This is a genomic window from Xanthobacter sp. ZOL 2024 (genome assembly GCF_052932325.1).
Genome location: NZ_CM128808.1, coordinates 4690727 through 4716965, shown reverse-complemented (window position 1 = coordinate 4716965; position 26239 = coordinate 4690727). Strand labels below are relative to the sequence as shown.

Annotated in this window: 24 protein-coding genes; 7 read left to right on the top strand and 17 right to left on the bottom strand. The window is 67.9% G+C overall.

The window, feature by feature from the left end; translation table 11 throughout:
* Positions 1–112: 112 nt before the first annotated feature.
* The 16 genes from ACU4E7_RS21590 to ACU4E7_RS21515 form a co-directional block, all read right to left on the bottom strand.
* Positions 113–1468, bottom strand: coding sequence for a sigma-54-dependent transcriptional regulator (locus ACU4E7_RS21590; RefSeq protein ID WP_238121037.1), 1356 nt, complete (start codon positions 1466–1468; stop codon positions 113–115).
* Positions 1465–3237 carry a sensor histidine kinase gene (locus ACU4E7_RS21585; RefSeq protein WP_447020091.1) on the bottom strand — a complete coding sequence of 591 codons (1773 nt, stop codon included), beginning with the start codon at positions 3235–3237 and terminating at the stop codon, positions 1465–1467. Before ACU4E7_RS21585 ends, ACU4E7_RS21590 begins: the two co-directional genes overlap by 4 nt.
* A gap of 136 nt (positions 3238–3373) precedes the next feature.
* Positions 3374–4246, bottom strand: a complete 873-nt coding sequence (locus ACU4E7_RS21580; RefSeq protein ID WP_447020090.1) for a TrmB family transcriptional regulator — start codon at positions 4244–4246, stop codon at positions 3374–3376.
* A gap of 162 nt (positions 4247–4408) precedes the next feature.
* The gene (locus ACU4E7_RS21575) at positions 4409–5335 is read right to left on the bottom strand and encodes a carbon-nitrogen hydrolase family protein (protein ID WP_238121040.1); all 927 of its coding nucleotides are present in this window, start codon (positions 5333–5335) and stop codon (positions 4409–4411) included.
* A 38-nt stretch (positions 5336–5373) separates the two neighbouring features.
* Entirely contained in the window at positions 5374–6078 is a 705-nt protein-coding gene (locus ACU4E7_RS21570; RefSeq protein WP_238121041.1) for an ABC transporter ATP-binding protein, read from the bottom strand.
* Positions 6071–6826, bottom strand: a complete 756-nt coding sequence (locus tag ACU4E7_RS21565) for an ABC transporter ATP-binding protein (protein ID WP_447020089.1) — start codon at positions 6824–6826, stop codon at positions 6071–6073. Before ACU4E7_RS21565 ends, ACU4E7_RS21570 begins: the two co-directional genes overlap by 8 nt.
* Positions 6823–7830, bottom strand: coding sequence for a branched-chain amino acid ABC transporter permease (locus ACU4E7_RS21560; RefSeq protein WP_447020088.1), 1008 nt, complete (start codon positions 7828–7830; stop codon positions 6823–6825). The genes ACU4E7_RS21565 and ACU4E7_RS21560 overlap by 4 nt, the downstream gene beginning before the upstream one ends.
* Positions 7831–7833: 3 nt before the next feature.
* Positions 7834–8685, bottom strand: a complete 852-nt coding sequence (locus tag ACU4E7_RS21555) for a branched-chain amino acid ABC transporter permease (RefSeq protein WP_238121044.1) — start codon at positions 8683–8685, stop codon at positions 7834–7836.
* 96 nt (positions 8686–8781) lie between these two features.
* Entirely contained in the window at positions 8782–9999 is a 1218-nt protein-coding gene (locus ACU4E7_RS21550; protein WP_447020087.1) for an ABC transporter substrate-binding protein, read from the bottom strand.
* Between the two features lie 789 nt (positions 10000–10788).
* Positions 10789–11574 carry an alpha/beta fold hydrolase gene (locus ACU4E7_RS21545; RefSeq protein WP_447020086.1) on the bottom strand — a complete coding sequence of 262 codons (786 nt, stop codon included), beginning with the start codon at positions 11572–11574 and terminating at the stop codon, positions 10789–10791.
* A gap of 7 nt (positions 11575–11581) precedes the next feature.
* Entirely contained in the window at positions 11582–12301 is a 720-nt protein-coding gene (locus tag ACU4E7_RS21540) for a cysteine hydrolase (RefSeq protein WP_447020085.1), read from the bottom strand.
* Positions 12302–12305: 4 nt separating this feature from the next.
* Positions 12306–13145, bottom strand: a complete 840-nt coding sequence (locus ACU4E7_RS21535) for an ABC transporter permease (protein WP_447020084.1) — start codon at positions 13143–13145, stop codon at positions 12306–12308.
* Between the two features lie 37 nt (positions 13146–13182).
* On the bottom strand, positions 13183–13974 hold the full coding sequence (locus ACU4E7_RS21530) for an ABC transporter ATP-binding protein (protein ID WP_447020083.1): 792 nt from the start codon (positions 13972–13974) through the stop codon (positions 13183–13185).
* Positions 13971–15089 (bottom strand): ABC transporter substrate-binding protein, encoded by a 1119-nt coding sequence (locus ACU4E7_RS21525; protein ID WP_447020082.1) that lies wholly within the window; start codon positions 15087–15089, stop codon positions 13971–13973. Before ACU4E7_RS21525 ends, ACU4E7_RS21530 begins: the two co-directional genes overlap by 4 nt.
* A 127-nt stretch (positions 15090–15216) precedes the next feature.
* Positions 15217–15684, bottom strand: a complete 468-nt coding sequence (locus ACU4E7_RS21520) for a RidA family protein (protein ID WP_447020081.1) — start codon at positions 15682–15684, stop codon at positions 15217–15219.
* Between the two features lie 282 nt (positions 15685–15966).
* A complete protein-coding gene (locus ACU4E7_RS21515) occupies positions 15967–16713 on the bottom strand; it encodes a maleate cis-trans isomerase family protein (RefSeq protein WP_238121052.1) in 747 nt (248 codons plus the stop codon).
* 142 nt (positions 16714–16855) lie between these two features.
* On the opposite strand from ACU4E7_RS21515, the gene ACU4E7_RS21510 reads away from it, so the two are divergent.
* Genes ACU4E7_RS21510 through ACU4E7_RS21500 form a run of 3 tightly spaced genes read left to right on the top strand, consistent with a single transcriptional unit; the run spans position 16856 to position 21407 of the window.
* Positions 16856–17758 carry an FAD binding domain-containing protein gene (locus ACU4E7_RS21510; RefSeq protein ID WP_447020080.1) on the top strand — a complete coding sequence of 301 codons (903 nt, stop codon included), beginning with the start codon at positions 16856–16858 and terminating at the stop codon, positions 17756–17758.
* Entirely contained in the window at positions 17755–20544 is a 2790-nt protein-coding gene (locus ACU4E7_RS21505) for a molybdopterin-dependent oxidoreductase (protein ID WP_447020079.1), read from the top strand. Before ACU4E7_RS21510 ends, ACU4E7_RS21505 begins: the two co-directional genes overlap by 4 nt.
* Positions 20541–21407, top strand: coding sequence for a TetR/AcrR family transcriptional regulator (locus ACU4E7_RS21500; RefSeq protein WP_447020078.1), 867 nt, complete (start codon positions 20541–20543; stop codon positions 21405–21407). Before ACU4E7_RS21505 ends, ACU4E7_RS21500 begins: the two co-directional genes overlap by 4 nt.
* A gap of 131 nt (positions 21408–21538) precedes the next feature.
* Here the strand turns inward: ACU4E7_RS21500 and ACU4E7_RS21495 are convergent, their stop codons facing one another.
* A complete protein-coding gene (locus ACU4E7_RS21495; RefSeq protein WP_447020077.1) occupies positions 21539–22465 on the bottom strand; it encodes a dihydrodipicolinate synthase family protein in 927 nt (308 codons plus the stop codon).
* 171 nt (positions 22466–22636) lie between these two features.
* Here ACU4E7_RS21495 and ACU4E7_RS21490 point away from each other — a divergent pair, with 171 nt between their 5' ends.
* From ACU4E7_RS21490 to ACU4E7_RS21475, 4 genes are read left to right on the top strand one after another with little or no spacing between them, the layout of a single operon-like run.
* Complete coding sequence (locus ACU4E7_RS21490; protein WP_447020076.1) at positions 22637–23311, top strand: GntR family transcriptional regulator; 675 nt, start codon at positions 22637–22639, stop codon at positions 23309–23311.
* Positions 23312–23350: 39 nt separating this feature from the next.
* Positions 23351–23887, top strand: coding sequence for a TRAP transporter small permease (locus ACU4E7_RS21485; protein WP_238121058.1), 537 nt, complete (start codon positions 23351–23353; stop codon positions 23885–23887).
* A gap of 12 nt (positions 23888–23899) precedes the next feature.
* The gene (locus ACU4E7_RS21480; RefSeq protein WP_447020075.1) at positions 23900–25168 is read left to right on the top strand and encodes a TRAP transporter large permease; all 1269 of its coding nucleotides are present in this window, start codon (positions 23900–23902) and stop codon (positions 25166–25168) included.
* 56 nt (positions 25169–25224) lie between these two features.
* Complete coding sequence (locus ACU4E7_RS21475; protein WP_447020074.1) at positions 25225–26214, top strand: TRAP transporter substrate-binding protein; 990 nt, start codon at positions 25225–25227, stop codon at positions 26212–26214.
* Positions 26215–26239 lie beyond the last annotated feature (25 nt).

The window sequence follows — 26239 nt, the reverse complement described above, 5'->3', positions numbered from 1 at the left end:
CTAGCAGGTCATTGATGAATCAAGCGTTTCGGTGAATGGCGATGTATACCGGGTGAGCGGTATCCGCTCAGATGAGCGGTCCGGGTGAGCGCAAGGCGCTCAACCTGGCCGCTCACAGGCCGAGGCGCTGCAGCCGGCGCTTGAGGGCGTGGCGGGAGATGCCGAGGGTTTCCGCCGCGCGCCCCTTGTGGCCGCTGGCCCGGCTCAGGGCCTCCAGCAGCAGGGTGCGTTCGGTCTCGTCGAGATGGTCGCCAATGCTGGCCTTCACCGCCGCCGCGCTGGTGGCCGGGGCCGGGGTGCCGCCCCGCAGTTCCTGGGGCAGCCGGTCGGGGGCCACCGCCTCGCCGGGATAGAGGATGGTGAGGCGTTCGATGAGGTTTTTCAGTTCCCGCACGTTGCCGGGCCAGGGGTGGGCTTCCAGCAGGGCCGCCGCATCAGGGGTGAGACGGATGCGGGCGCACCCCTCCTGCTTGGCATAGTGGCCGGCGAAATGATCGGCGAGGATCAGCACGTCGCCGGCGCGCTCGCGCAGCGCCGGCACGGCCACATTGATGACGTTGAGGCGGTAATAGAGATCCTCGCGGAAGCGGCCTTCGGCCACCAGCGCGGCCAGGTCGCGGTTGGTGGCCGCCACCACCCGCACATCACCCACGTGGATGCCGGCGGCGCCGACCGGGCGATAGGTGCCGTCTTCCAGGAAATGCAGCAGCTTGGCTTGCAATTGCAGCGGCACCTCGCCGATCTCGTCGAGGAACAGGGTGCCGCCTTCGGCCAGGGCGACGAGGCCCACCCGCTTCTGATGGGCGCCGGTGTAGGCTCCCTTCTCGGCGCCGAACAGCTCCGCCTCGATCAACTGCTCGGGCAGCGCCGCGCAATTCACTTCCACGAACGGCTGCTCGGCCCGGCGGGAGCCGGCATGGATGGCGCGCGCCACCAGCGCCTTGCCGGTTCCGGATTCGCCATGCACCAGAATGCGGGAGGTGCCGCTGCCGGCGACCCGCTCCACCGCCTCGCGCAGCGCCGCCATGGCGCGGCTGGCGCCGATGAGGCTGGAGGTGGAGAGCTCCCGGCTGCGGTGATACTCGATCTCGTCATGCATGCGCTGCCGGTCGAGGGCCTGGCGGATGCAGTGCAGCAGCTCATCGAGCTCGAACGGCTTGGTCAGATAGTCCACCGCCCCGGCCTTCACCGCCTGCACCGCGGCGCGGGTGTCGCCATGGGCCGAGATCATGATGATGGGCAGCTCGGGCATCATCGCCTGCAGCCGCGCCAGGGTTTCCATGCCATCCACCTCGGGCATGCGCAGATCCACCAGGGCAAGGTCGATGTCCTGGGCCTTCAGGGCCTCAAGGGCGGCGGCGCAGCCATTGACGCCGGTGGGCTTGAAGCCCTCCTTCTTCAGTGCATAGACGAGCGAGCGCACGAACGGCGCTTCGTCGTCCACCACCAGGATCGATGCCGGGGTCATGGGTGTGGCGCTCCTGCCGAGGGTCCGTCGTGGCTGGGGTCCGAGGCCGGAAAGCTCAGGCTGATCAGAGTCCCCACCCCGCGGGTGCTGTCGATGTGCATGCTGCCGTCGTTGGCTTCCACCATCTGCTGGCTGATGGTGAGGCCGAGGCCCGAGCCGGTGGCCTTGGTGGTGAAGAAGGGATCGCGCACATGGGCGAGGTCCTCGGGCGCGATGCCGTGTCCATCGTCGCTGATCTCGATCACCGTGCGGGCCCCCTCGCGCCGCGAGCGGAAGGTGACGGTGCCGCCCGGGCCGCACGCCTGCAGGGCATTGAGGCCCAGATTGACCAGGATCTGCTGCATATGGTCCTCGTCGGCCAGCAGGCTGGCGCTGGAATCCCCGGTGGAGGCGAGGTGCACGTTGCGTTCCGAGGCCACCGGCTTCAGCAGCGCGGCGGTGCGGCGCAGCAGCTCGCGCACCGCCAGGTTCCGCCGCGCCGCGGGGTGCGGCCGGCCGTAGGTGAGCAGGTCGTTCACCACCCGGTTCAGCCGGTCCACCTCGGTTTCAAGATCCAGCAGCAGCTCGCGCCGGTCATCATCGGGCTCGTCGCGGCTGAGGGTCTGCACCGTGGTCTTCATGGTGGCGAGCGGATTGCGGACCTCATGGGCGACGCCGGTGGCGAACTCGCCCAGAACCGCCATTTTCTCAGTGCGCACGGTGCGGTCGATAATGTCTTTGAGGCGCTCCGCCATGGTGTTGAAGGCGGAGGACAGGGCGTTGATCTCATCGGCCTGGCGGGTCAGCGGCAGGCGGTAAGTGAGGTTGCCGCTGGCCACCGCGTGAGCGCCTTCCACCAGCATGTCCACCCGCCGGCGCATGCGCAGGCCCAGGTGCACGAACAGCGCGACCACCACCATCATGATCAGCGCGCCGCCGGCATAGAGCCAGCCGCGCGCCGAGCGCAGCGAGGACACCACCTCCGGTGAGCGGGTGTCGCGCATCAGGCGCCATCCCGGCAGCACGTCCGGCCCCGGCGCCAGCGCGGTGGCATCGGCGATGGGCCGGCCGGTGGGGTCGAGGATGACCCCGGCGGGGGTGGCGAGCAGCATGCGGGGAATGCCGCCGGCATTGGATTTCTCCAGCTGCTCGGTCATGGAGGCAAGGCGCACGTGCAGGGCGACGCTGCCGGCCGGGCCGGGGCCGCTGTCGCGCATGGGGCGGCGCAGCAGCATCCAGCCGGCGCGCCCCGGCTGGGGCAAGGCGGGGCCGATGATGTCCACCCCGTCCTTCTGCACCACCGGCAGCCCTTCGGTGCTCCATCCGGCCGTGGTCCAATAGGGCGGGCCCGATGCCGCCTGGCCGGCGATGGCATATTTGAGATGTCCGGCCGCATCGAAGAACAGCAGGCCATACAGGTCGGGAACATCGGCCTCGAGCCGCAGCAGGGCGGCGATGTCGGCGGTGCCGGGCGCTTCCGGATCGGCCAGGAAGGCGCTGAGGCCGGGATAATTGGAGATCTTGGCGAGCTGGTATTGCATGGTCTCCAGAAAGGCCACCATGCGGTTGGCGGTGGCCGCTTCCTGGGCCGACTGGCGCTCGCCCACCAGGGTGGTTTCCAGCTCCTTGGTGAAACGATCATAGAGCGCGCCGACGCTGACCAGGGCGATGGCGAGAATGGAAACGGTGACCACCACAGAGCGCCCGACCACGCTGGTGAGGCCGAAGCTGCGGCCGCGCAGCCGGGCGCTCAGGCGGCGGGCACCGCCGGCGGGGGGGACTGCGGGCATTGGGATCGGGTCGGGTTTGTCGGCTGGCACGGTGGCGCGCACCTAACCACAGCTTCCGCGAAAACGAAAATAAGCACCCGCAATGGAGGTGGTGTCGTAAAATGCGCGCAATGGTGTTTTGTCGGGTGCCCGCCGTTCACGGCGCGGTTCGCGCGGCCTTTGCGCGCCCGGTCTTTGCCCGCCCGGTCTTGGTGCCGCGCCGCCCGGCCTTCGCCGCTGCGGCCGGCGCGGGCTGTTCCGTGGTGGCGGCCATTGCGGGGCCGGCCGGGGCCTGGGTGGAGGCGCTCATGGACCAGAGCGTTTCGAACAGCACGGTCTGCAGCCGGGCGAAATCCTCGCTCTCGATGACGAGGCCGTAGTTCTCCCGCTTGGAGGAGATGATGGCGACCTTGTCGTCATACACATATTGGGTCACGCCCAGCACCATGGTGTCGGGGGCGTAGCGCAGGTCGCGCAGGTCCTGCGGGGTGCAGGGCCAGATGCGCTCGGTGTCCTTGCTGCGCGAGCGCACCACCCGCAGCGTGATGCCCCGCTTCACACGCTCGGCGATGTAGGTGTCCATCTCCGCGAGGCCGGGGGTCTCGATCAGTTCGCCCATGGAGAGGATGCCGCGCAGCACCTTGCTCTGGCAGGTCAGGGTGTCCCACAGCACCGTGTGGACGCCCTCCTCGCCCTCATAGAAGCGGATCTGCGGCTTACCCTTGGCGCGATTGTAGAGGGAGCGCAGCTGCGGCATCAGATCGCCGATCACCTGGCGGCGATGGTCGAGCCGTTGCAGCATGCCCACAGGGTCCTCGGCGATCACATAGCGCCGGCCCTGGCGTTCCTCGACGCGGATCAGTTCTTCCTGCTCCAGGCGCTCCAGCACGTCATAGGCGGTGGTGCGGGCCAGGCCGGCGCGGGCCGCCACCTCCTGCACCGGCGCTTCGCCCAGCTCCACCGCTGCGAGGTAGAGCTTCAGGAGCTTGCCGGTGATGCCGATCTTCGCGAGCTTTTCTTCCATGCTCATGATGTGCCGGTTGAAGGGAAGGAACTGGCCGATGTATCGGCCGCGAGGTGCGCTGACGCAAGTACCGGCGACGCAAGTACCGGCGACACAAGTACCGGCGACACAAGTACCGCTGCCCCGCGCAAAGGAGGTCCGCGCGGGGCAGCAGCCGGTCCGCCCCGGTCAGGGCTTGAGGCGGACGGCGTCCTGCGGCGCTTCGTTCACCGTCAGGGTGAACACGTCGGGGCGGGCATAATGGCCGGCCACGTCGAAATCGAACTTGCCGCGGGCGAGGTCGTCGAGGTCGAGGGTGGCGGTGATGAGCCCTTCCTCATCGAACAGGGGCCCGGCCAGCACCTGGCCCAGCGGATCGATGATGGCCGAGCCGCCGTGCATCAGCAGGGTGTCCGGATCATCCGACACCGTGCAGCGATAATCCTCCGGGAAGTCGGCCCGGCGCACCACCTGGCAGGAGGTGAGCACGAAGCAGCGGCCTTCCATGGCGATATGGCGCATGGTGGGCAGCCAGGTCTCGCGATCATCGGCGGTGGGGGCGCAATAGAGGGAGACGCCCTTGGCATACATGGTCATGCGCAGCATGGGCATGTAGTTCTCCCAGCAGATCACCGCGCCGATCTTGCCGATGGGCGTGTCGATGACCGGCAAAGTGGAGCCGTCGCCGAAGCCCCAGGCGAGCCGCTCGCCGGCGGTGGGCATCAGCTTTCTGTGCTTGCCCAGCAGGGCGCCGTCCGGGCCGAAATAGAGCGCGGTGCAATATTGGGTGCCGAGCTCGCGCTCCATCACCCCGATCACCACATAGGTGCCGGCCGCCGCCGCCGCGGCGCCCAGGCGCTCGGTTTCCGGGCCGGGCACGGAGATGGCGGCGTCGAGATAGCGGCGGAACTCGTCGCGCCCGCGGGCAGTGCGCACGCCGATGGAGATGTCGAAATCCGAGCCCTTGGGATAGCCGGAGAGGAACGCCTCCGGAAACACCACGATCTGGCAGCCCGCAGCACCCGCCTTGGCGATCCAGGCTTCGGCCTTGGCAAGGCTCGCTTCCACGTCATAGGGCACCGCACCCACCTGGGCGACGCCGGCTGTGATCTTCATCGATTTTCTCCTTGGAAACTGTGCGGGCGGCTTTCGCGCTACACGCCGAGATAGGCGCGGCGCACCGCCGGATCGGCCTTGAGGCTCTGCGCGCTGCCGGACAGCACCACGTGGCCGGCCTCCAGCACGTAGCCGCGATGGGCGACATCGAGGGCCAGCACCGCATTCTGCTCCACCAGCAGCACCGCCACCCCCTGGCGGTTGATCTCGCCGATGGCCGCATGCAGCTCGTCCACCACGATGGGGGCGAGGCCGTGGCTCGGCTCGTCGAGCAGCAAGAGCTTGGGATTGCCCATCAATGCGCGGCCGATGGAGACCATCTGCTGCTCGCCGCCGGACATGGAGCCGGCCATCTGGGTGCGCCGCTCGCCAAGGCGCGGGAACAGGGTCAGCACCCGGTCGATGCGGGCCTGAAGGTCGCTGGCGCGGCGGTCGCCATAGGCGCCCATCATCAGGTTGTCCATGGTGGACATGCGGGGGAACACGTGCCGGCCTTCCGGCACATGGCCGATGCCCAGGGCCGGGATGGTGTGGGCCGGCCGGCCGAGCAGGGGGGCGCCCTCGAACAGGATGGTGCCGCGCGCCTTGGCGACGAGGCCGGAGATGGTGCGCAGAAGCGTCGTTTTGCCGGCGGTGTTGGCGCCCAGCACCGCCACCGTTTCGCCCGCCTTCACCTCCAGCTCCACATGCTCCAGCACGTTGGGGCCGCCATAGGAGACGCTGAGATCACGCACCTCAAGCATGGCTGCCCTCCTGACCGGCGGCGCCGTGGCCCAGATAGGCCTCGATGACGGTGGGGTGGGAGGCGACCTCCGCCGGGGTGCCGGCGGCGATGAGGCGGCCGAAATTCACGGCGATGAGCCGGTCGCACAGGGCCATGATGGCCCGCATGTGATGCTCCACCACCAGGAAGGTCAGCCCCTCGCCTTTCAGCGCGCGGATCACGTCCATCACCTCGTCCATCTCGCTGGGGGTCAGCGCCGCCATCACCTCGTCCAGCAGCACCACGCGGGGCTCGGTGGCGAGCGCCCGGGCCATTTCCACCATGGCCTTCTGGGGGAAGGTGAGGTCGGCCACGTCCGCATCGGCGATGGGGCTGAGGTCGAGCCGCGCCAGCACCGCCGCCGCCTTGGCCCGGGCACCCTTCAAATCATGCCGCAGCAGGGCGGCGGTGGTGACGTTTTCCAGCACGCTCATGTCGGGGAACAACGCCGCGTTCTGGAAGGTCTTGGTCATGCCCTTCGTGGCGATACGGTGGGGCTTGAGGCCGGACACCTTCTCGCCATCCAGGCGCACCGCGCCACCGGAGAGTTTTTGCAAGCCCACCAGCGCGTTGAACAGGGTGGTCTTGCCGGCGCCGTTGGGGCCGATGAGGCCGGCGATCTCGCCCTGATGCAGGCTGAAGGACACGCCATCCACCGCCTTCAAGCCGCCGAAGGTGACGCAGATGTCGGCGGCTTCCAGTACCACTTTGGAGTTGGTGGGGGTCATCCGCGCGCTCCCTCGGTGGCCGGTTGCGCCTTGGGCTGCGTTTTTCCTTTGGTCTTGGGGAAGAAAGCCATGATGCCGCGCGGCTGGATCAGGATGGCGGCGATGAGGATGAGGCCGAACACCAGCTGCGACAGGCCCGCCGCCCGCGACGACAGATAGGCGTTGGCCACCTCCTCCAGCGGGATCAGGAACAGGGCGCCGATGATGGGCCCGCCCAGGGTGCCGAGGCCGCCGACGATGGCGATCATGGCCATGCGCACCGAGATGCCCGAGAGCGAGAAGATGGAGTCCGGATCGAAGAAAAAGGTGAATTGGGCGAACACCGTGCCGCACATGGCGGTGAGCGCCGCCGAGATCACGCTCGCCATCAGCTTTACCCGGAAGGTATTGACGCCGGCCACTTCCGCCGCCGCCTCATTCTCCCGCACCGCCCGCAGGCGATAGCCCATGGCGCCGTGGGCGAGCACGTAGAACACCACGCACACGATCACCAGCAAGGCGAGGATGATCCAGTAATAGGACGACACCGCGCGGAAGGCGAAGCTGAGCGGCTGGGTGCCGAGGAAGGGCACGGTGAGCCCCACCGGGCCGCCGGACAGATCCGCCCAGCTGTTGGCGATCACCCGCAGCACCTCGGCGAAGGCGAGCGTGGCCAGTGCGAAATAATGGCCTTTCAGGCGGAAGGTGGGCACCGACAGCAGCGCGGCAGCCAAGCCCGCCACCACCGCCCCGGCCAGCATGCCGATCCACGGCGAGATGCCGAGCCGCAGGAACAGCAAGGTGGAGGTGTAGGCGCCGAGGCCGAAGAAGGCGGCGTGGCCCAGCGAGATCTGGTTGGCGAGGCCGCCGACGATGTTCCACGACTGGGCCATGGCGGCGAACAGCAGGGCCATGGCCGCCACCCGCAGCAGATGCCCGCGCGGATCCACGAACAGCGGCAGGAGCGCCGCGGCGATGAAGAAGAGGAGCAGCACCACGTGCCCCGGCTTGAGTGCGAAGCGCAACGTTCAGGCCCCCTTGATGAGGCCCTGCGGGCGCAGGGCGAGCACGGCGATGAAGATGACGAACAGGAACAAGTTCTGCAGCTGGATGGGGAAGAACAGCGCCGACAGGGACTGGACGATGCCCACCACCAGGCCGCCCACCAGAGCGCCGGTGACGCTGCCGAGCCCGCCCAGCACCACCACCGTGAACATCAGCACCACGAACTGGCCGCCCACCGTGGGGCTCACCGTGATGTAGGGCAGGATGACGGCGCCGCCGAAGGCGGTGAGGCCGACGCCGAGGCCGAAGGCGAAGCCATAGGTGCGCTTGGTGTCCACCCCCACCAGGGTCGAGGCCATGGGGTCCTGCGCCACGGCGCGGATGGCCCGCCCGCTCCAGCTGCGCTCCAGGAACAGCCACAAGGCAAGGGAGAGCACCACGGCGGCGATGAAGGCATAGAGATAGGGCGCGCTGATGAAGATGTCGCCGAGGCGATAGCCTTCCACCTGATAGGGCACGCTCACCGAGCGGAAGTCGGAGCCGAAGGCGATGAGGGCGGCATTCTCGATGACGATCATGAGCCCCACGGTGAGAAACACCTGGGCCGCCGGCGGCGCCTTCAGGACCCGCTGGATGAGCAGGCGCTGCACGCCGTAGCCCACGGCGAACACGATGATGAAGGAGAGCACCGAGCCCAGCAGCGGATCGAGCCCCAGCATGCGCCAGGCGAACCACGCCACATACATGCCCAGCATGAGGAATTCCGCGTGGGCGAAGTTGACCACTCCGAGCACGCCGAACACCAGCGACAGTCCGGTGGAGATCACACCATAGACGCCGCCGAGCAGGATGCCGTCGACGAGAGCCTGAATCATGCCTTGATCCGTTCCGTGATCCGGTCTTGGAGAAGGAACCCTTCCCGCACGGCGGGAAGGGTCGGGCGTTTCGATGGGGGGATCAGATCCGCCCGCTCACTCGACGGTCTTGCCGCGCCAGATGGGCTTCTGCTTGGCGGCCTTGGGCGGGTAGACGGTGACCGGCTCGTCGCCGCGCCACTGCACGAACACCGGGAACGACGATGCATTGAGCCCGTTGGCGTCGAACTTGATGCAGCCGCCCGGCACGCCCTGGGCGAAGCCCTTGCAATAGTCGAGGGAGGCGAGCTCGGCGCGCACCTTATCGGGGTCGGCGGACTTCGCCTTCTCCATGGCCTGCACCACCGCATCGAGGGCGGCGGCGTGGATCAGCGCCTCGTGGGTGATGAAGGTGCCGTACTTCTTCTTGTATTCGGCGGCGACGTCGGGGATCAGGTCGCCGGAGGCGGCGGCCACCGAGAGCACGCCTTCGGCATAGTCGCCGAGGCCCTTCTTGAAATCGGGGATGATGTAGCCGGCGGCGCCGCCCACCACGGGAATGTCGATATTCTGCTGGCGCAGGGCGCGGATGATCTGCAGGCCGTCATTGAGGTAGGAGACCGGGAACGCCATCTGCGCGCCGGAGGCCTTCAGCTTGTTCACCAGCGGTGACACGTCGGTGATGCCGAGGGGATAGGCCTCGTCCATCACCACCTCGACGCCGGCCGCCTTGGCCGCGTCGCGCAGGCCCTTGGCCTGGGCGGTGCCATAGGCGGTGTCTTCATAAAGGATGGCGATCTTGTCGATCTTCTCGCCGGCGGCCTTAGCGATCTCGGTGGCGTAGTTGAACTGCGCCGCGCCGAACACCGTGCCCTTGGGGGAGACCTGGAACACGTATTTGTAGCCGCGCCCGGTGATCTGGTCGGCGAAGGCGAAGGTCACCAGCGGAATGCCGGCGCGCTCGGTCACTTCCGAGGCCGCGAGGGTGGTGGAGGAGACGAAGGCGCCGATCACCGCACTCACGCCGTTCTGCGAAATCAGCCGCTGGGTGGCGGCGGCGGCGGTGTTGGGGGTCGGCACGTCGGCTGTCACCAGCTTGATCTTGGCGCCGCCCAGCGCCTTGATGCCGCCGGCGGCATTGATGGTGTCGGCGGCGAGCTCGATGCCGCGCAGGGAGCCGATGCCGAACTGGGCGTTCGGCCCGCTCAGGGGCTGGATGACGCCGATCACCACATCATCCGCCGCCCGCGCCGCCAGCGGCGCGCCGGCCGCGAGAAGGCCCGCTCCCAGAAGCGCCGCCACAGCGCCGCGCCGGCCGAGGGTTGCCACAGTCATCTTTCCGCCTTTCCGCTCATGATCCCACTGGATCGCCGAACGCTACGGCGTGTCACGATATTCCGTCAACATATGCCGTGAGCGATATTTTGTGCAGAGGCGCGTCGGCTTGCATTGAAAGTAGCTAACTATTTGAAAAATAATAAATTTATACGCATAATTTTACGGCATAACGGGTCCATGAATGGCCGGTTATGAAGTGTCGGAAATATTCGACTTATATTTTTCTGGTTGAGTCTCTGTGTGTCGCCGCTCCTTTGGTTGCATGAGGCTGATACGTCGGACGTTGCCGACGGCATTGATAGGGCCAGGTTTCGATGATGATAGGGGATATGGAGAGAGAGAATGGGGAGATATGGGCCGAAAATGTCGGAAAATATGGACGATTGTCCTGCCGTTCCATGCTTCTGGCGTGCTCCGGAGGTGCGGCGCAGAACGCGCAGCCCCTGGGTCCGGTTGGCCTCTGCAGGGGGCGGGCCTGGTTCTGCCCCTGGTGAGGGAAGGCGGTGGAGCGGGCGGCGGCGCCTGTTGGCGTAGGTTCTCAGGACGCGCGCGTCGGGGCGCGCGGCCGGAGGCTTCCGGCGCGGCGCACGATCATTCAGATGGCGGGTCTTCTGCGGCGGCGCCGGCTGGGAGACGCAGGGCGCGGGCCTCGGCTCTCCGTCCCGTCATCGCCATGAACCGGTGGGGGCGGTGAGCGCGCTGCCGGGGTGCGCGGTGAAGCGGGCGCGAAGGGCCCTCCGCCGGCCGGGCCTGGCCCATCATGGGGCGGGACCGGCCGGCGGATGCTCAGGTGAGCGCGGCCATCACATGGCTCAGGAAGACGTCGGGCGCTGTCTGCGAGAGGGCGTGGCCGCCCCAGGGCACCAGCGCCAGCTCGGCGCCGGGGATGGCTTGGGCCATTTCCCGGGAGAGGTGGGGCGGGGTCAGCGTGTCGTCGCTGGCGCACAGCACCAGGGTGCGCGCGCGCACCTTGGGCAACCAGGCGCGGCGATCGAAGTTCAGCAGCATGTCCACCCGCCCCGCCATGGTTTCGGAAGGTGGGCTCGATGCGATCATGCCCCCCACCAGCGCCTCCAGCCGGGCGGCGTCGGCGGCGATCCAGTCGGGCGGGTAGAGGAACAGCGGCGTCGCCCGGTGATAGGCGGCGGTGCCTGCGCCCAGCAGCAGCTCCTTGCGCACCTTGAAGCACTGGTCGAAATAGGGGTCGGGGCCCGCCCAGCCGGCGTAGAGCACCAGCCCGTCGAGCCGCTCCGGCGCCTCCGCACCCAGGATCTGCCCCACCGCGGCGCCGGTGGAATGGCCCACCAGATGGGCCTTGGGAATGGCGAGATGATCCATCAGCGCCACCACGTCCGCCGCCAGCGCCTCCACCGTGTGGGAGCTGCGGCGGCTCACCGTGTCGCCGGTGCCCATATGGTCGTGGGTGACGACGGTGAAGTGGGGCGTGAGCCGATCGCGGACGCTGACCCAATAATGGCGCGAGCCGCCAAGGCCGGTGACCAGCAGCAGCGGCGGGCCGGCGCCTGCCACCTCATAGACGAGGGTGCCGTCGGGGCGTGGGAGGGTGTCCATTCCGCCCTCACGCCGCCTGCCGGGCCGCGCCCGAAAGGGCGGTGGCCACCGCATCGGCCGGTGCCGTCCAGCCGAGGAAGTTCTCCACGTTGAACACGCTTGCCTCATAGATGTGGGCGGGGCCGGCCTGCAGGGTGGCGTCGGGCACCATCAGGGCGAAGAATTCGCGGTGGTAGGCATCGCGCAACGTGGATTCCACGCACACGTTGGTGTTCACCCCCACCAGCAACAAAGTGGTGATGCCACGGGCCCGCAGCAATTGCTCCAGATGGGTGCCGGCAAAGCCGCTGTAGCGCGCCTTCGGCACCACCGCTTCCCCCGGCCTGGGGGTGAGCTCGGCGACGATCTCATGATCCCAGGTGCCATGGGTGATGAGCTTGCCCCGCTCCTGCGGATGGGCGCGCATGTATTTGAGGGCGTTGGATTTGTACCACACCGGCGCGGTCGGCCCGCCGGCCTCGGTCTGCTCCGGCGAGAAGCCGTTCTGCAGATGGGCGATGAACAGGCCGGCGGCGCGCGCGGCCTCCAGTACCCGGGCGGCGGCGGCGATCACCGGGGCGCTGGTGGAGACATCGAAGCCCACCCGGTCGAGATAGCCGCCCTTGGAGAGGTAGGCGTTCTGCATGTCCACCACCACCAACGCGGTGGTGGCGGGGCAAATGGCGATGGGCTCCGGCCGGGCGGGAATGACGAGATCGGCGCCGGCGGCGGTGGGAATGGGGGTCATCCAATCAATCTCCGTAACGCTTCAGGGCGAGGGCCTCGGCCAGCACCACCAGGGCATAGAGGGCGAGGCCGATGACGCACAGAAGGACGATGGCGGCGAAGATGAGGGCCATCTCCGCCTGGGAGGCGGCAAACAGGATCATGTAGCCGAGGCCGGCCTGGGCGGTGATGAACTCGCCCACGATGACGCCGATCATCGCAAAGGTGATGGCGATTTTCAGCCCCGAGAAGATGTGCGGCACTGCGGCGGGGAAACGCACCTCAGTATAGACCTTCCACGGCCGTGCCCCCACCGCCTTGCAGAGCCGGAGCAGGTCGCGGTCGACGCTGGTGAGGCCGGTCAGGGTCGCCACCACCACCGGGAAGAAGGAGATGAACACCGAGAAGGTGATGCGCGACGAGCTGCCGATGCCGAGCCAGACGATGAACAAGGGCGCCAAAGCGATCTTGGGGATGAGCTGGAAGAAGACGATGTTGGGGTAGAGCGCCTCCCGCGCCAGCCGCGAGGCGCTCACCAGCACCGCGAGCGCGATGCCGAGCACGGTGGAGATGGCAAAGCCGGCGATGGTCTCCAGGGTGGTGGGCACCGCCTGCTGCAGCAGGAAGGGCAGGGTTTCCCACAGCCGCACCGCCACCGCCGAGGGGGCGGGCAGCAGCACGTCTGGAATGTTGCGCACCCGCACCAGGGCTTCCCAGGCGGCGATCACCAGGGCGGCGGTGACGAGGGGCAGAACGATGGGGCGGGCATGGGCGCGAACGCCCGCCAGCACCCGCGAGAGGGCTTCCGGCGGCTTGCCGGCGGGGGGGCTGCCGGCCCGGGGCGGGTCGTGGCTATCTGTGGTCATGTGGGTGGCCGTCATGAGCGTCAGCGTTCCGGGCGGCTCAATGCATCGCCGGTGTGGTGCGATGGATCGAGGCCTTGAGGTGGAGATAGAGTTCGTTGAACTCCGGTTCGGCTTCCACCGCCGGCGTGCGCGGCCGCGGAAAGGGCACCCGGATGTCCTCGATGATGGTGGAGGGGCGCCGGCCCATCACCAAGATCCGGTCCGAGAGGAAGATGGCCTCGCGGATGGAGTGGGTGATGAAGATGGCGGTCTTGCGCGTGGTGTCCCAGATGCGGGCGAGCGCCAGGCCCATCTCGTCGCGGGTGATGGCGTCGAGGGCGGAAAAGGGCTCGTCCATCAACAGGATGCGCGGGTCGGTCACCAGCGCACGAGCGAGTGCTACCCGCTGGCGCATGCCACCGGAGAGCTCGCGCGGCCGCTTGTCGCGGAACTGCCAGAGATCCACCATGCGCAGCAGGTGCTCGGCCCGGGCGAGGTCGTCCGCCTCCACCGGGCGGCGCATGCTCACCGGCACCAGCACGTTGTCGAGCACGCTGCGCCAGGGCATCAAAGTGGGATCCTGGAACATCATGCCGGCGGAGATCTGCGGCCCGGCCACCGGCAGGCCGTCGAGGGTGAGGGCGCCGGAGGTGGCGGGCTCGAGGCCCGCCACCATCAGCATGAGTGTGCTCTTGCCGCAGCCCGAGGGGCCGAGGATGGAGACGAAATCGCCGCGGGCGATCTCGAAACTGGCCTCGGCCACCGCCTCCACCACCCCGGAGGGGGTGGAGTAGACCTTGCGCACGCCGCGCGCGGTGATGGCCTGGAACGGCGCTTCTTCGGTGATCATCCGAGGATCGCCGCGTATTCGGCCACGTTCTTCTTCACCGTCGCCCATTGGGCGGGGGTGAGCTTGCCCACGTCGCTCACGAACTCATTGGTGAACAGGGTGGCGGGATCGGGCCGCTTGGCATCCTTCGGGGCGCCGAACTCCATCACCATGTCCACCATGCCGGCGGCCTTGGTGAGGTCGGTGTAGCCGATGGCGTGCTGCTCGGCCTCGGGGGAGATCACCGTGTAGTGCATGAGGCCCTGGGAGATGGTGGCGTTCTCTTTGCCGCCCTTGGCGATACCCACCTCGGGCACTTCCTTCAGGAAGATGTCGACGCCGGCTTCCGGGTCCTTCAGGGCAAACACCAGGCCCTCCACCAGGGCATCGGTGACCGCCTTGCACAGGCCCTTGTCCGTGGCCAGGGTCTCGGCGCGGGTCACCACCTGGCCGGCATAGAGCGAAACGTCGTCCTTGCTCCAGAGCATGAAGCGGCAGGGCTGCTTCAGCGCCATCATCACCGGCACCGAGGAGGTGGCGATGGCGGTGATGGCGTCCACCTGATTGTTGATGAGGCTCTGTTCCAGCACCCGGTTGTCCATCTGCACCATGGTGATGGACGAGGTGTCGATGCCGGCCTTGCGGGCGAAGGCGGGCCAATAGGGCGCCTCGGCGGAGGTGGGCACGATGCCGATCTTCTTGCCCGCCAGGTCCTTGGGGGTCTTGATGGGGCTGTCGGCCTTGAGGGCGATGCCCATGGTGGCGTCGTAGCCGAGCGTGCCCATGGCCACCAGCGGCAGGCCGCGGGCGGCCCCCAGGATCACGCCGCCGGCGAACACGAAGCCGAAATCGAACTCGCCGGCGCCCACCGCCTGGGCAGCCGCCACCGAGCCGAAGCCGCGGGAGATGGAGACATCAAGCCCGCGCTGGCGGAAGAAGCCCTGATGCTTGGCCACATAGGTGAAGAGCGTGGAGCCGTTGGCGAGCCAGGGCAGGGTGAGCTTGAGCGCGCGGGTCTGGGCCAGCGCCGGGGTGGGAAAGCGAAAGCCCGCCGCGGCACTCAGGGCGAGGGCGGAACCGGCCTTCAGCAGGGTGCGACGGGAGGGATTGCGGGGCGGTGTCGTGTCGTTCGGCATAGCTGTGTGGGCCCTATTTCTGGAAGCGATTTATGGGTTTATGCAGAAAACACTTACTTTATGCGCCGCTCTCCTAGCCAGATTCGTGCCAGCCGGAGAGGGGCGCGTTCGCGGGGGAATGAGGGGCTCAGGCCACCTCGAAGATGGCGTCCACCTCCACGCTGGCGCCGGCCGGCAACGTGGAGACGCCGACGGCGGTGCGGGCATGGCGCCCGGCCTCGCCAAATAAAGCGTACATGAGGTCGGAGGCGCCGTTCACCACCCGCGGCACGTCGGGATAGCCCGGCGTCGCGAACACGAAGCCGCCCATGCGATGGCACGCCACCACCCGGTCGAGATCGCCCTCGAGAGCCAGGGAAAGCGAGGCCAACAGGTTGAGCGCACACAATTGTGCGGCCTTCTGGCCAGTCGCGAGGTCGTGCACCGCGCCCACCGGGCCGGCATAGCGGACCTCGCCGTTCCATTCGCAGATCTGGCCGGCGAGATAGACGAGGCTGCCGGCCCGCGAATAAGGCTTGAACGCCCCGCGCGGGGGCGGGACCGGCGGCAGTTCCAGGCCGAGCGCGGCCAGGCGGGAGGCGACGCTGCCGCTCATGATCCCGCTCCCGAACACCGTCGCCAGGGGCCGCTCTGGGTGCGCGTTGTACGCATATATTGCTTACTTAATGGGCGGGTTTGGATCTGGCTTTGCATATTTTTTGCCGTGCTATCTTGTTGAAATAACGTGAGACTTAAGGTGCCACTGTTTGGGATCCGTTTCCCATCGCCACCTCAATGGTGGTGTTTTGACACCGTTCTGCACTATCTGCGGGCGGGGTTGGCGGATTTTGTCTATGGGATGGGCACGCGCAGTGCTGTGCGCATCCCTTCGACGGGGTCAGTGTTCCGCCAGCAGGGTGCCGCGCCCGAGAATTTTATCGGTAATTCCGCACCGTCGAAGAGCCAGCCAATAGGTGGCCGCGTTGATGGCGATGACGGGCAGGCCGAGCCAGCGTTCCGCCTCGTCGGCGATGTCGGTGACGGCGAGGTCGGTGCCGGCCTGGACGATGGCGTCCACCCCCGATGCGGCCAGGGTTTTCAGGCCGTCGCGGATGTCGTCGGCGGTGGCATGGGCGATCTGCACTTCGCTCGGCCGCTTCAGGCTGTGCACCAGCGCCACCTCATAGCCGTGATCGGCGAAATAGCGCGCCACATGGGCGTCGCCCACCGGCTGATAGGGCGTGAGAATGCCGATGCGGCGCACCTTTGGGAAGCGCTGGAGCCCGGCGACGCAGGCCTCCGAACCCATGGTGACGCCAACGCCGGCGCGCTGTTCCAGGCGCGCGTGCAGGGCATCGCCCCCCGCCTTGCCGCCCCAGAAGGTGGGAATGGACATACCCATGAGCAGGTGTCCCGGCTTGGCCGTCATCACCCGGTCCACCGCGCCGAACAGGTCGGGCCCAATGGCTTCCACCATGGCCTCGAACTCGGTGTCGTTGCTGAGCGGAAGATCAGGAATATGGATGCGCCCCACATGGTTGGTGACACCTAAGGGGCGCATGGCGTCGGTTTCGGGCTGCACGGATGTGTTGGTGGAGGGAATGATGATGCCCATCTTCAGCCGGTAGCCGAGGCGGTCGGTCATGGGAGCTCCTGAAAGTCCGGTTCGAGGGTGACGTTGGGGGGCTGGCAAAGCCCTTGCAGGGAAGCGGTGCGTGCTTCGCAGCACGCTGGACTTAGCAAGTTGGATGCCGGTTTCCGGCAGCCCCCCTCTCAAGCCGGATGTCATGCCCCAAGCGTCTCTGTTTTCCGCGCCGCCGCCCGTGTCGCCAGAAGGTGCGCCGCGCCTCGTGGCCCATCGCACCCGCCACCGCATCGCGCCGTTCCGCTTCCTGCGCGCGGAGAGTTTCGAGGCCGCCGACATCCTGCTGCGGGCGAACCCCGGCGCCGTGCCCATGGCCGGCGGGCTCGATGTGGTGAACCGCATGAAGGAGGGCGTGACGCCGCCGGCGGTGGTGTGGCTCGGTGCCATTCCCGGGGCGGACGCCATCACCCACGAGGGCGACGATCTGGTGATCGGTGCCGCCTGCCGCCATGACCAGCTGGCGACCAGCCCCCTGGTGCAGGCCCTGCTGCCGGATCTCGCCGCCGTGTGGGGCCGCATCGCCTCCAGCCGCATCCGCGCCCAGGGCACGGTGGTGGGCAATGTGATGGCCGATGTGCCGGCCTATGAGGGCCCGGCGCTGCTCGCCGTCCTCGGCGCGCGGCTGACCCTGCTGGCGGATGGCCGCTCCGAGACCCTCGCGCTGGCGGACCGACAGGAGGAGGCGCCGGCGCCGGTGCTGGTCACCGCCCTGCGGGTGCCGCTGGCCGCGCCCGGCGGGGTGCGCCGGCTGGTCTACGACCGCAGCCTGCGGCCGGCACTGGCGGTGGCCCTCAGCCTCGATGTGGCGGACGGGCAGGTGCTGGCGGCGCGCGCCGTGCTTGGCGCCGGCCATGCGCGGCCGGTGGTGCGGGCGGTGCCGGCGGGCCGGAGCCTCGGGGAGATGGCGGCGCAGGCGCCCGATCTCGCCGCCCAGGCCTTTGCCGATCTGCCGGATTTCACCACACCCTGGGCGGGCCGGGCGGCGTATCGCCGCCGCGTCGCCCCGCAGCTTTTGTCCCGGCTCCTGAAGGAGGCCGCCCGATGATTGACACCGCCTTCACCCTCGATGGCGCGGCCATCGCCGTGGATGCCGCCGCCGCCCCCATCCTCGCCGATGCTTTGTCCGGCCCGTGCGGGTGCAGCGGCGTGCGCGTCGCCTGTGATCATGGCGCCTGCGGGGCCTGCATGGTGCTGGTGGATGGGGTGCCCGCCACCTCCTGCAGCACCCTCACCGCCACCGTCGCGGGGCGTGCCGTCACCACCGTCGCCGGCCTGCGCCCGCCCCAGGGGCCGCCCAGTGCCGTGCAGCGGGCGTTCGTGGAGGGCGCGGCGTTCCAATGCGGCATGTGCACGCCGGGCATGGTGCTGCTGGCGGAGGCGCTGCTCGATCGCAACCCCGCGCCCGAGCGGGCCGAGGTGCGGGCCTGGATGGGGGCCAATGTCTGCCGCTGCACCGGCTATCGCGCCATCGAGGATGCGGTGCTGCGCGCCGCCGCTTTGCGGCGCGGCGAGGAGGAGGCCCCGCCCCGGTCCTGGCGGCCGGAAGAGGCGGCGAAGGTGACGGGCACCGCCTTCTTCACCACCGATGTCACCGTGCCGGGGCTTTTGGAAGCCAAGATCCTGCGCAGCCCCCACGCTCACGCCCGCATCCGCGCCATCCACACGGCGGCGGCCGCGCGCCTGCCGGGGGTGGTGGCGGTGGTGACGGGGGCGGATCTCGCCGATCTCGCCGAACCGTGCTACGGCCTGTGGGTGAAGGACCAGCCGGTCATCGCCCAGGACAAGGTGCGCCATGTGGGCGACCCGGTGGCGGCGGTGGCGGCGCGCGATGCGGCAACGGCCCTTGCCGCCTTGGCGCTGATCGAGGTGGAGTATGAGCCGCTGCCGGCGGTCGCCACCGTGGAGGAGGCCCTGGCCCCCGGCGCGCCGCTGCTGTTCGAGGCGCCGAGCGCCGGCCGCCTCGGCCCCCATGGGGCGGGCGTCACCAGCCTCAAGGAGCCGGAACCCAACGTGCTCTATGAGTTCCGCCATCGCATGGGCGATGTGGATGCGGTGTTCGCCACCGCCGACCATGTGTTCTGCGACAGTTTCGATTTCTCGCGCATGAGCCACGCCTGCCTTGAATCCATCGTCACCATCGCCCGGCCCATGGGTGAGGGATTTGAGCTGTGGTCGTCCAATCAGGATCCCTTCTTCCTGCGCCAGGACCTCAGCGACATTTTCGGCCTGCCCGAGCATCTCATCCGCATCCACACGCTGCATCTGGGCTCCGCCTTCGGGCTGAAGAGCTATTGCAAGCTGGAGCCGCTCACCGTGCTGCTGGCGCGCAAGGCCGGGCGGCCGGTGCGGCTGGCCCTCACCATGGACGAGGGCTTCCTCACCCTCTCCCAGCACGCCGCGTGGCTGCAATTGCAGACGGCGGTGGCCGCCGACGGGCGGCTGCTGGCCCGCCGTTCCCTCATCCATCTCGATGCGGGCGCCTATGCGGACGGCAGCGCTCTGGTGGCGGACAAGGTGGGCTACCGCGTGGGCGGGCCCTATCTCTGGGAGGCCCTCGACAATCGGGCGCTGGCGGTCCGCACCAACACGGTGCCGGCCGGCTCCTATCGCGGTTTCGGCGGCACCCAGGCGGCGTTCGCCTCCGAAAGCCAATTGGACATGATCGCCCGCCGCCTGGGGCTTGATCCGGTGGCCCTGCGCCTGCGCAACCTGCTGCCGCCGGGGGTGCCCTACCGCCCGGGAGACAGCGCCATCGACAGCGACCTGCATGCGGGGCTGGAGGCGGTGGCGGCGCGCATCGGCTGGGGCCGGCGGGAGCCGCCGCGCGCGCCGCATCTCGCCCGCGGCAAGGGCATCGCCATCGGCTTCAAGGATGCCGGCGGCCAGGGTCGCTTCGCGCAGGCGCAGGTGAAGGTGGTGGGCGATGGCCGGGCCATCATCAGCTGCGCCACCGTGGACATGGGGCAGGGGGCGAGCGAGGCCTTCCGGCGGATCGTCGCCGAGGTGCTCAAGATGAGCCCCGCCAACGTCTCCCGTGCCGAGGTGGATACCGACCAGACCGCCTTCGACCAGGGCACGCACGCGTCGTCGGCCACGGCGGTCACCGGCGAGGCGGTGCGGCGGGCGGCGGAAGCGGTGCGCGGGCGCATCCTCGCCTTTGCCGCCGGGCAGCTCGATGTGCCGGCCGACGCCCTCGACTACCGGGATGGCGCGGTGCGCCACGGCAATGAGAGCGTGCCGCTGAAGGATCTGGTGCGCGGCTATTATGGCGGCCTCGGCGCCGAGTTCACCGGGCAGGGGGAGATCAAGATCGAAACCTGCAAGGAAGCGGCATTGTTCGCCCAGATCGTGTATTGGATGCCCAATTGGGTCGGGGTCGAGGTGGAGGTGGACATGGAGACGGGCAAGGTCGCCCTGCTCCATCTGGTGAGCGCCGCCGATGCGGGGCGGGCGCTGGTGCCGGAGGCGGTGCGCGGCCAGATCGAGGGGGCATCCATGCAGGCGGTGGGGCAGACGCTGTTCGAACAATTGGTGTTCGACGGCACCGAATTGCTCACCGACACGCCCCAGCGCTATCGCATGCCGCTGTCCACCGATCTGCCGGAGCGCTTCGAGAGCGTGATTTTCGAGCAGGGCATGGGCCGTGGCCCGTTCGGTGCCAAGGGGGTGGGCGAGGCTGGCATTCTCGGCGTCTCCAGCGCCATCGCCAATGCCATCGAGGATGCGGTGGGCGTGCGCCTCACCGCATTGCCCTTCACCCCGGACAAGGTGCTGGCGGCGCTCGACGCGAAGGCGCTGGATGAAGCCGGCAGCGGGCCGGTGGCCGCATGAGCGCGCCCGCCCTCGCCAAGGCGCCCCGCACGCGCCGCAAGCTCGCGCCCGCCAAGGTGGCATCGGCGCAGCCGGTCGCGGAGACCGCGGAACTGCCGCTGCAGGTGGCGCTCGAAGCACCGGTGAAGCCGGTGCGTCGCGGTCGCAAGGCGGTCGATCCGCTGCCCGAGGTTTTGCCGGAAGACGACACGGCGCCGGCTTCGGCCGCCGGTGCCCGTCGCCGGCGGCCGCGCGATGCGGCGGCCACCGCCGATCGGATTCTCCAGGCGGCCATCGCCGAGTTTGCCGACAACGGCTTCAATGGCGCGCGCATGGATGCCATCGCCCGCCGGGCCGATGCCAACATGCGCATGCTGTATCATTATTTCGGCAGCAAGAACGCGCTCTATCTGGCGGTGCTGGAAACGGTGTTCGGTGATATCCGTACCCAGGAGCAGCGGCTCAATCTGAGTGATCTTGCTCCGCTGCCGGCGATGATGAAGCTGTTCGACTTCACCTTTGCCCATTTTGCCGCCAACCCGCTGTTCATCCGCATCCTCGCCAGCGAAAATCTTCTGGGCGGCAAGCATCTGAAGAAGTCGAAGCGGGTCTCCATCCTCTCCTCGCCGCTCATGGTCGCCATGCGCGAGGTGCTGGCGCGCGGCGTCGCCGAAGGGGTGTTCCGCGCCAGCATCGATCCGCTGCAGCTCTATGTGACCATGGTGGCGCTGAGCTATTTCCACATCTCCAACGCCCCCACTTTGTCCCATCTGTTCAGCGCCAATCTCACCAGCGCCCGCTGGCGGGCAGAGCGGCGGGCCCATGCCCGCGAGATGGTGCTGGCCTATCTGCTGCACCATCCCGACGCTGCCCAGATGCCCTGACCCCAGACGACGACGCCCCCATCCGGGCAGGCCGGACGGGGGCGCGTGTCGAGGCAGACAGGAAGAGGCGGTCATCCCATCGGTCCCGGTCTTCGACCGGTCCCAACTGGTTTGCTCGCGGACTTTTCGCGTCAGACGGCGGGGGATTGGCCGAGCTTGGCGATGGTGTCGCGCAGGATGGCTTCCACCTGGGCGCGCTCGGCGCCTTCCAGCGGCAGGCGCGGGGCCCGCACCCACTCGGGCGCGCCATAGACCAGGTGCTCGGCAAACTTGATGTATTGCACCAGCTTCACATGGGTATCGAGGTGGAAGGCCGGGGTCATCAGCCGGTAGAGCGGGCGGGCCTCCTCGAAGCGGCCGGCGCGGCACAGTTCGAACAGGCGCACGCATTCCGCCGGCCAGGCATTGGTCATGCCGGAGACCCAGCCGGTGACGCCGAGGGCGGCGCTTTCCACGATCAGGTCATCGACGCCGCAGAACACCGCGAAGCGCTCGCCGCAGGCATTGTAGATGTCGGTGACACGGCGGATGTCGCCGCTCTCTTCCTTGATGCAGACGATCTGCGGGGTGTCCGCCAACTGCTCCAGAATGTCCGGCGTGCAGTCCACGCCATAGGCGATGGGGTTGTTGTAGATCATGATCGGCAGCCCGGACGCGGCCGCCAGATCCTTGTACCAGCGCACGGTTTCCCGCTTGTCGCTCTTGTAGGCGATGGAGGGGAAGGCCATGAGCCCTTCGGCGCCCAGCTTCTCATAGGCCCGCGCCGCCTCGGCGGCGGCCGTCGCCGACACTTCGGCCAAGCCGCTCAGCATGGGGACGCGGCCGGCCACCGCTTCCTTGGCGGCGGTGAGCACCTGGGCCCGCTCAGCCATGGTGAGGGAGGCGTTCTCGCCCAGCATGGGCAGCAGGATGACGCCAGACACCCCATTGGTGATGAGCCGATCAAGGCTCGCCTGAAGGGCCGGCAGATCGAGCGCGCCGTCCGCCTTCAGCTTGGTGGTCACCGCGGGAAACACGCCACGCCAAGGGGTGGAACCGGGTGTCGCGGGGCTCGTCATGGGGGATCTCTGCCTCAGCTAAAATTGAATACAATATTCCATCTAGCAGTGCGACCAGATGCGAGCAAGTCGCGAAAATGCGCAAAATTCGAGCGTGTTTGGGTGAAATTCTGGGCTTGTCAGCCGCAAAAAGCGATGTCTTGAATATCGTATTCAATTTTGGAGCAGCCAGTGGCCAAGCTGGGTAGGCAGTCCCTGACCGATCAGATCGTGAGCGAGGTGCGCCAGCGCATCATCACCGGCCAGTTGCCGGAGGGCACGCCGCTGCGCCAGGAGAAGCTCGCCGCCGAGCTGGGGGTGTCCCGCGTGCCGCTGCGCGAGGCCATCCGCCAGCTGGAGGCGGAAGGGCTGGTGGTCACCGAGCTGCACAAGGGCACGGTGGTGTCATCCCTGTCCCTGGCCGAGCTGACCGAGATGTTCGAGATCCGCGTGCAGCTGGAAACCTGGCTGTTCGCCCTCGCCATTCCCCGGATGGGCGAGGCCGATTTCGCTCTCGCCGACGCGGTGATCGCCGAAAGCGCGGCCAGCGACGTGAACAGCTGGGGCGATTTCAACTGGCGCTTCCATTCCGCGCTCTACGCTCCTTCGGGCCGCACCATCGCCCTGAAGATGCTGAAGGGCGTGCACGACAACGCCAATCGCTACGTGAACCTGCAACTCGCCGTGGTGGCGGATGTGGAGCACGAGCTGGTGGACCACCGCAATCTCGTGGCCTTCGCCCGCCTCGGCGATGTGGAAGGCGGCGTGAAGCTGCTGCGCAAGCATATCGAGACGGTGGCGGAGAACCTGGTCCGGTCCCTCGGCGATGGCCGCAAGGATCAGGAAGACCAGGACGACGTCGCCTGACACCGCGAGCCCAACCCCAGCCTGCCCGGGAGAGCGAAGGTGAAAGCCCTGTTTCGCATCGTTGATGGCCTGAACCTCGTGCTGCGCCACGCGGTGGGCGCCATGCTCGGCATCATGGTGCTGGTGGTGGCGCTACAGATCGTGGTGCGCTTCGTGCTGCCGAAGCTCGGCCTTGTGGTCTCCGCCGCCTGGACCGAGGAGCTGGCCCGCTATCTCATGGTGTGGAGCATCTTCCTCGGCTCGGCGGTGGCCACCCGCGCCGGTGCCCTCATCGCCATGGACAGCCTGCCCGACGCGCTGCCCGAGGCCGCCGCTCATCTGGTGCGCACCCTGGCGCTGCTCATCACCATCGCCTTCTACGGCGTGCTGTTCTGGCTGGGCCTGAAATGGATGGAGTTCGGCCTGGCCGAAAGCTCCACCGTCATGGCCTTGCCCATGGCCTGGGTCTACGCGGCGCTGCCTGTGGGCGCGGCCCTCTCCATCCTCAACCTCGTCGTGCTCCTCATCGAGCGCCGCCATGCCCGCCGGCGGCGGCATGAGGGGCTCGACGTGGAAGCCTCCGCCTCCATCGTCTGACCGGAACCTCCCATGGCCCTGCTCTTTGGCTGCATGATCCTGACCCTCGCTTTGTCGGTGCCGATCTTCGCAGTCATGGGGCTGTCGGCGGTGGTGGCCTTGACCGAGCGCGGCATCAACCTCATCGCCGTGCCGCAGAACATCTTTGAATCCCTGGATTCCTTCGCGCTGCTGGCGATCCCTTTCTATGTGCTCGCCGGCAACATCATGAAGGTGGGCGGCATCTCCGCCCGGCTCATCGGCCTTGCCAGCGCGCTGCTGGGCTGGGTGCGCGGCGGGGTGGGGGCGGCGGCCATCCTCACCTGCATGTTCTTTTCCACCATCTCCGGCTCGTCTTCCGCCACCACGGCGGCGGTGGGCTCCACCATGGTGCCGGCCATGGTAAAGGCGGGCTATCCCCGCCGTTTCGCCGCCGCCACCATCGCGGTGGGCGGCGAATTGGGCGCCATCATTCCGCCCTCGCTGCCCATGGTCATCTATGGCCTTGTCGCCAATGTCTCCATCGGCGGCCTGTTCATCGCCGGCATCCTGCCGGGCCTGTTCGTGGGCCTCTCGCTTATCGTCACCATCGCCATCGTGGCGAAGCTCAACGACTTTGATCGCACCAAGCCGGTGTCGTTCTCCGCCTGGGCCGGCAATGTGTGGCGCACCGGCAAGGAATCCCTTCTGGCGCTGCTGATGCCGGTGATCATCCTGGGCGGCATCTATTCCGGCGCGTTCACGGCCACCGAGGCCTCGGTGGTGGCGGTGGTGTACGGCTTCATCGTCGGCTATTTCGTCTATCGCGAGCTGCGGCTGTCCGACATCGTCACCATCCTCAACGACAGCGCGGTCATGACCGGCATGGTGATGATGATCGTCGCCTTCGCCGCGCTGTTCGGCTACGCCATGACCATCAACCGCATCCCCCATGCCTTCGCCCAGCTGGTGGCGCAGGTGGCGGATGGGCCGATCATGTTCCTGCTGCTGGTGAACGTGCTGCTGTTCGTGGTGGGCACCTTCATGGAAGCGCTGGCCACCATCCTCATCCTGGGGCCCATCCTCGCCCCCATCGCCGTCAAATACGGCATCGATCCGGTGCATTTCGGCCTGGTGATGATCGTCAACATCGCCATCGGCATGGTGACGCCGCCGGTGGCCGTAAATCTCAACATCGCATCCGAGATTTCCGGCGTGCCCATGTCGCAGCTGACGCGGCCGGTGCTGGTGTTCCTGGCGGTGCTCATCTTCGACGTGCTGGTGATCAGCTACGTGCCCGCCCTCTCCTTGGCGCTGCTGTGAGCCGCCGATCCCTTTCCACGCAACGACAACAAGCCCCGACCAGAGAAGGACCCCTCATGCTGCGCACCACACGACACCTCGCCTCCGCCGCCGTGCTGCTGGCGGCCGGCCTTGCCGGCGCGCCGGCGCTGGCCGAAACCATCGAGCTCAATGCCGGCCATGTGCTCACCACCGCCAGCCACTATCACGTGGCGGCGGCCAAGCTCGCCGAACTGGTGGAAAAGAAGTCCAACGGCACCATCAAGATCAACGTCTTCCCGGCGGCCCAGCTGGGCGGCGAGGTGAAGATGATCCAGGCGGTGCGTACCGGCACCCAGGATATCGTCGTCACCGGCGAGGCGCCCCTCGAGAACACGGTGAAGGACTATACGGTCTTCTCCTTCCCCTATCTGTTCTCCTCCGTCGACGAAGCCAACAAGACCCTGCAGGGCCCGGTGGGCAAGGAGATGCTGGAGCTGCTGCCGAAGTACGGCATGGTCGGCCTCGGCTTCATCTCGGCGCTGGAGCGCGACACCTTCACCAACGGCCGCGTCATCAAGACAGCCGCCGACATGAAGGGGCTGAAGATCCGCGTCATCCCCGGCCCCGGCTATGTCACCGCCTATAAGGCGCTGGGCGCCCAGCCCACGCCCATGGCCTATACCGAGCTCTACATGGCGCTGCAGAACGGCGCGGTGGATGCGGCGGAGAACTCGCCGGATCTGTTCCTGCAGGATCGCTTCATCGAGGTGTCGAAGACCTTCTCGCTCACCAAGATCATGTATATGCCGGCGCTGATTATCATCTCCAAGTCGAAGTTCGACAGCTTCACGCCGGAGCAGCAGAAGATCTTCCGCGAGGCGGCGGCCGAAGCGGTGGACTATGCCATCGCCCATTACAAGAAGGACTATGCCGAGGCCCTCGCCACCATGAAGGCCGGCGGCAAGGTGGAGGTGATCGAGCCCGATCTCGCCTCTTTCCGCGCCACCGCGCCGGAGGTCTATGAGGCGCTGCTGAAGGACTTTCCGCAGGCCAAGCCCTGGCTGGACAAGATCAAGGCTCAGTGAGACCGGGCCTTCTGATGTGCGCGAT

What these genes read in the sequence shown, in the direction of transcription:
- ACU4E7_RS21480 (WP_447020075.1), top strand. Translation starts at nt 23,900, where the DNA reads ATGGCCCTGCTCTTTGGCTGCATGATCCTGACCCTCGCTTTGTCGGTG.
- ACU4E7_RS21510 (WP_447020080.1), top strand. Translation starts at nt 16,856, where the DNA reads ATGCCCCAAGCGTCTCTGTTTTCCGCGCCGCCGCCCGTGTCGCCAGAA.
- ACU4E7_RS21545 (WP_447020086.1), bottom strand. Translation starts at nt 11,574, where the DNA reads ATGGACACCCTCCCACGCCCCGACGGCACCCTCGTCTATGAGGTGGCA.
- ACU4E7_RS21570 (WP_238121041.1), bottom strand. Translation starts at nt 6,078, where the DNA reads ATGCTTGAGGTGCGTGATCTCAGCGTCTCCTATGGCGGCCCCAACGTG.
- ACU4E7_RS21575 (WP_238121040.1), bottom strand. Translation starts at nt 5,335, where the DNA reads ATGAAGATCACAGCCGGCGTCGCCCAGGTGGGTGCGGTGCCCTATGAC.
- ACU4E7_RS21585 (WP_447020091.1), bottom strand. Translation starts at nt 3,237, where the DNA reads ATGCCCGCAGTCCCCCCCGCCGGCGGTGCCCGCCGCCTGAGCGCCCGG.
- ACU4E7_RS21500 (WP_447020078.1), top strand. Translation starts at nt 20,541, where the DNA reads ATGAGCGCGCCCGCCCTCGCCAAGGCGCCCCGCACGCGCCGCAAGCTC.
- ACU4E7_RS21580 (WP_447020090.1), bottom strand. Translation starts at nt 4,246, where the DNA reads ATGAGCATGGAAGAAAAGCTCGCGAAGATCGGCATCACCGGCAAGCTC.
- ACU4E7_RS21520 (WP_447020081.1), bottom strand. Translation starts at nt 15,684, where the DNA reads ATGAGCGGCAGCGTCGCCTCCCGCCTGGCCGCGCTCGGCCTGGAACTG.
- ACU4E7_RS21530 (WP_447020083.1), bottom strand. Translation starts at nt 13,974, where the DNA reads ATGATCACCGAAGAAGCGCCGTTCCAGGCCATCACCGCGCGCGGCGTG.
- ACU4E7_RS21515 (WP_238121052.1), bottom strand. Translation starts at nt 16,713, where the DNA reads ATGACCGACCGCCTCGGCTACCGGCTGAAGATGGGCATCATCATTCCC.
- ACU4E7_RS21540 (WP_447020085.1), bottom strand. Translation starts at nt 12,301, where the DNA reads ATGACCCCCATTCCCACCGCCGCCGGCGCCGATCTCGTCATTCCCGCC.
- ACU4E7_RS21555 (WP_238121044.1), bottom strand. Translation starts at nt 8,685, where the DNA reads ATGATTCAGGCTCTCGTCGACGGCATCCTGCTCGGCGGCGTCTATGGT.
- ACU4E7_RS21565 (WP_447020089.1), bottom strand. Translation starts at nt 6,826, where the DNA reads ATGACCCCCACCAACTCCAAAGTGGTACTGGAAGCCGCCGACATCTGC.
- ACU4E7_RS21505 (WP_447020079.1), top strand. Translation starts at nt 17,755, where the DNA reads ATGATTGACACCGCCTTCACCCTCGATGGCGCGGCCATCGCCGTGGAT.
- ACU4E7_RS21525 (WP_447020082.1), bottom strand. Translation starts at nt 15,089, where the DNA reads ATGCCGAACGACACGACACCGCCCCGCAATCCCTCCCGTCGCACCCTG.
- ACU4E7_RS21590 (WP_238121037.1), bottom strand. Translation starts at nt 1,468, where the DNA reads ATGACCCCGGCATCGATCCTGGTGGTGGACGACGAAGCGCCGTTCGTG.
- ACU4E7_RS21475 (WP_447020074.1), top strand. Translation starts at nt 25,225, where the DNA reads ATGCTGCGCACCACACGACACCTCGCCTCCGCCGCCGTGCTGCTGGCG.
- ACU4E7_RS21535 (WP_447020084.1), bottom strand. Translation starts at nt 13,145, where the DNA reads ATGACCACAGATAGCCACGACCCGCCCCGGGCCGGCAGCCCCCCCGCC.
- ACU4E7_RS21550 (WP_447020087.1), bottom strand. Translation starts at nt 9,999, where the DNA reads ATGACTGTGGCAACCCTCGGCCGGCGCGGCGCTGTGGCGGCGCTTCTG.
- ACU4E7_RS21495 (WP_447020077.1), bottom strand. Translation starts at nt 22,465, where the DNA reads ATGACGAGCCCCGCGACACCCGGTTCCACCCCTTGGCGTGGCGTGTTT.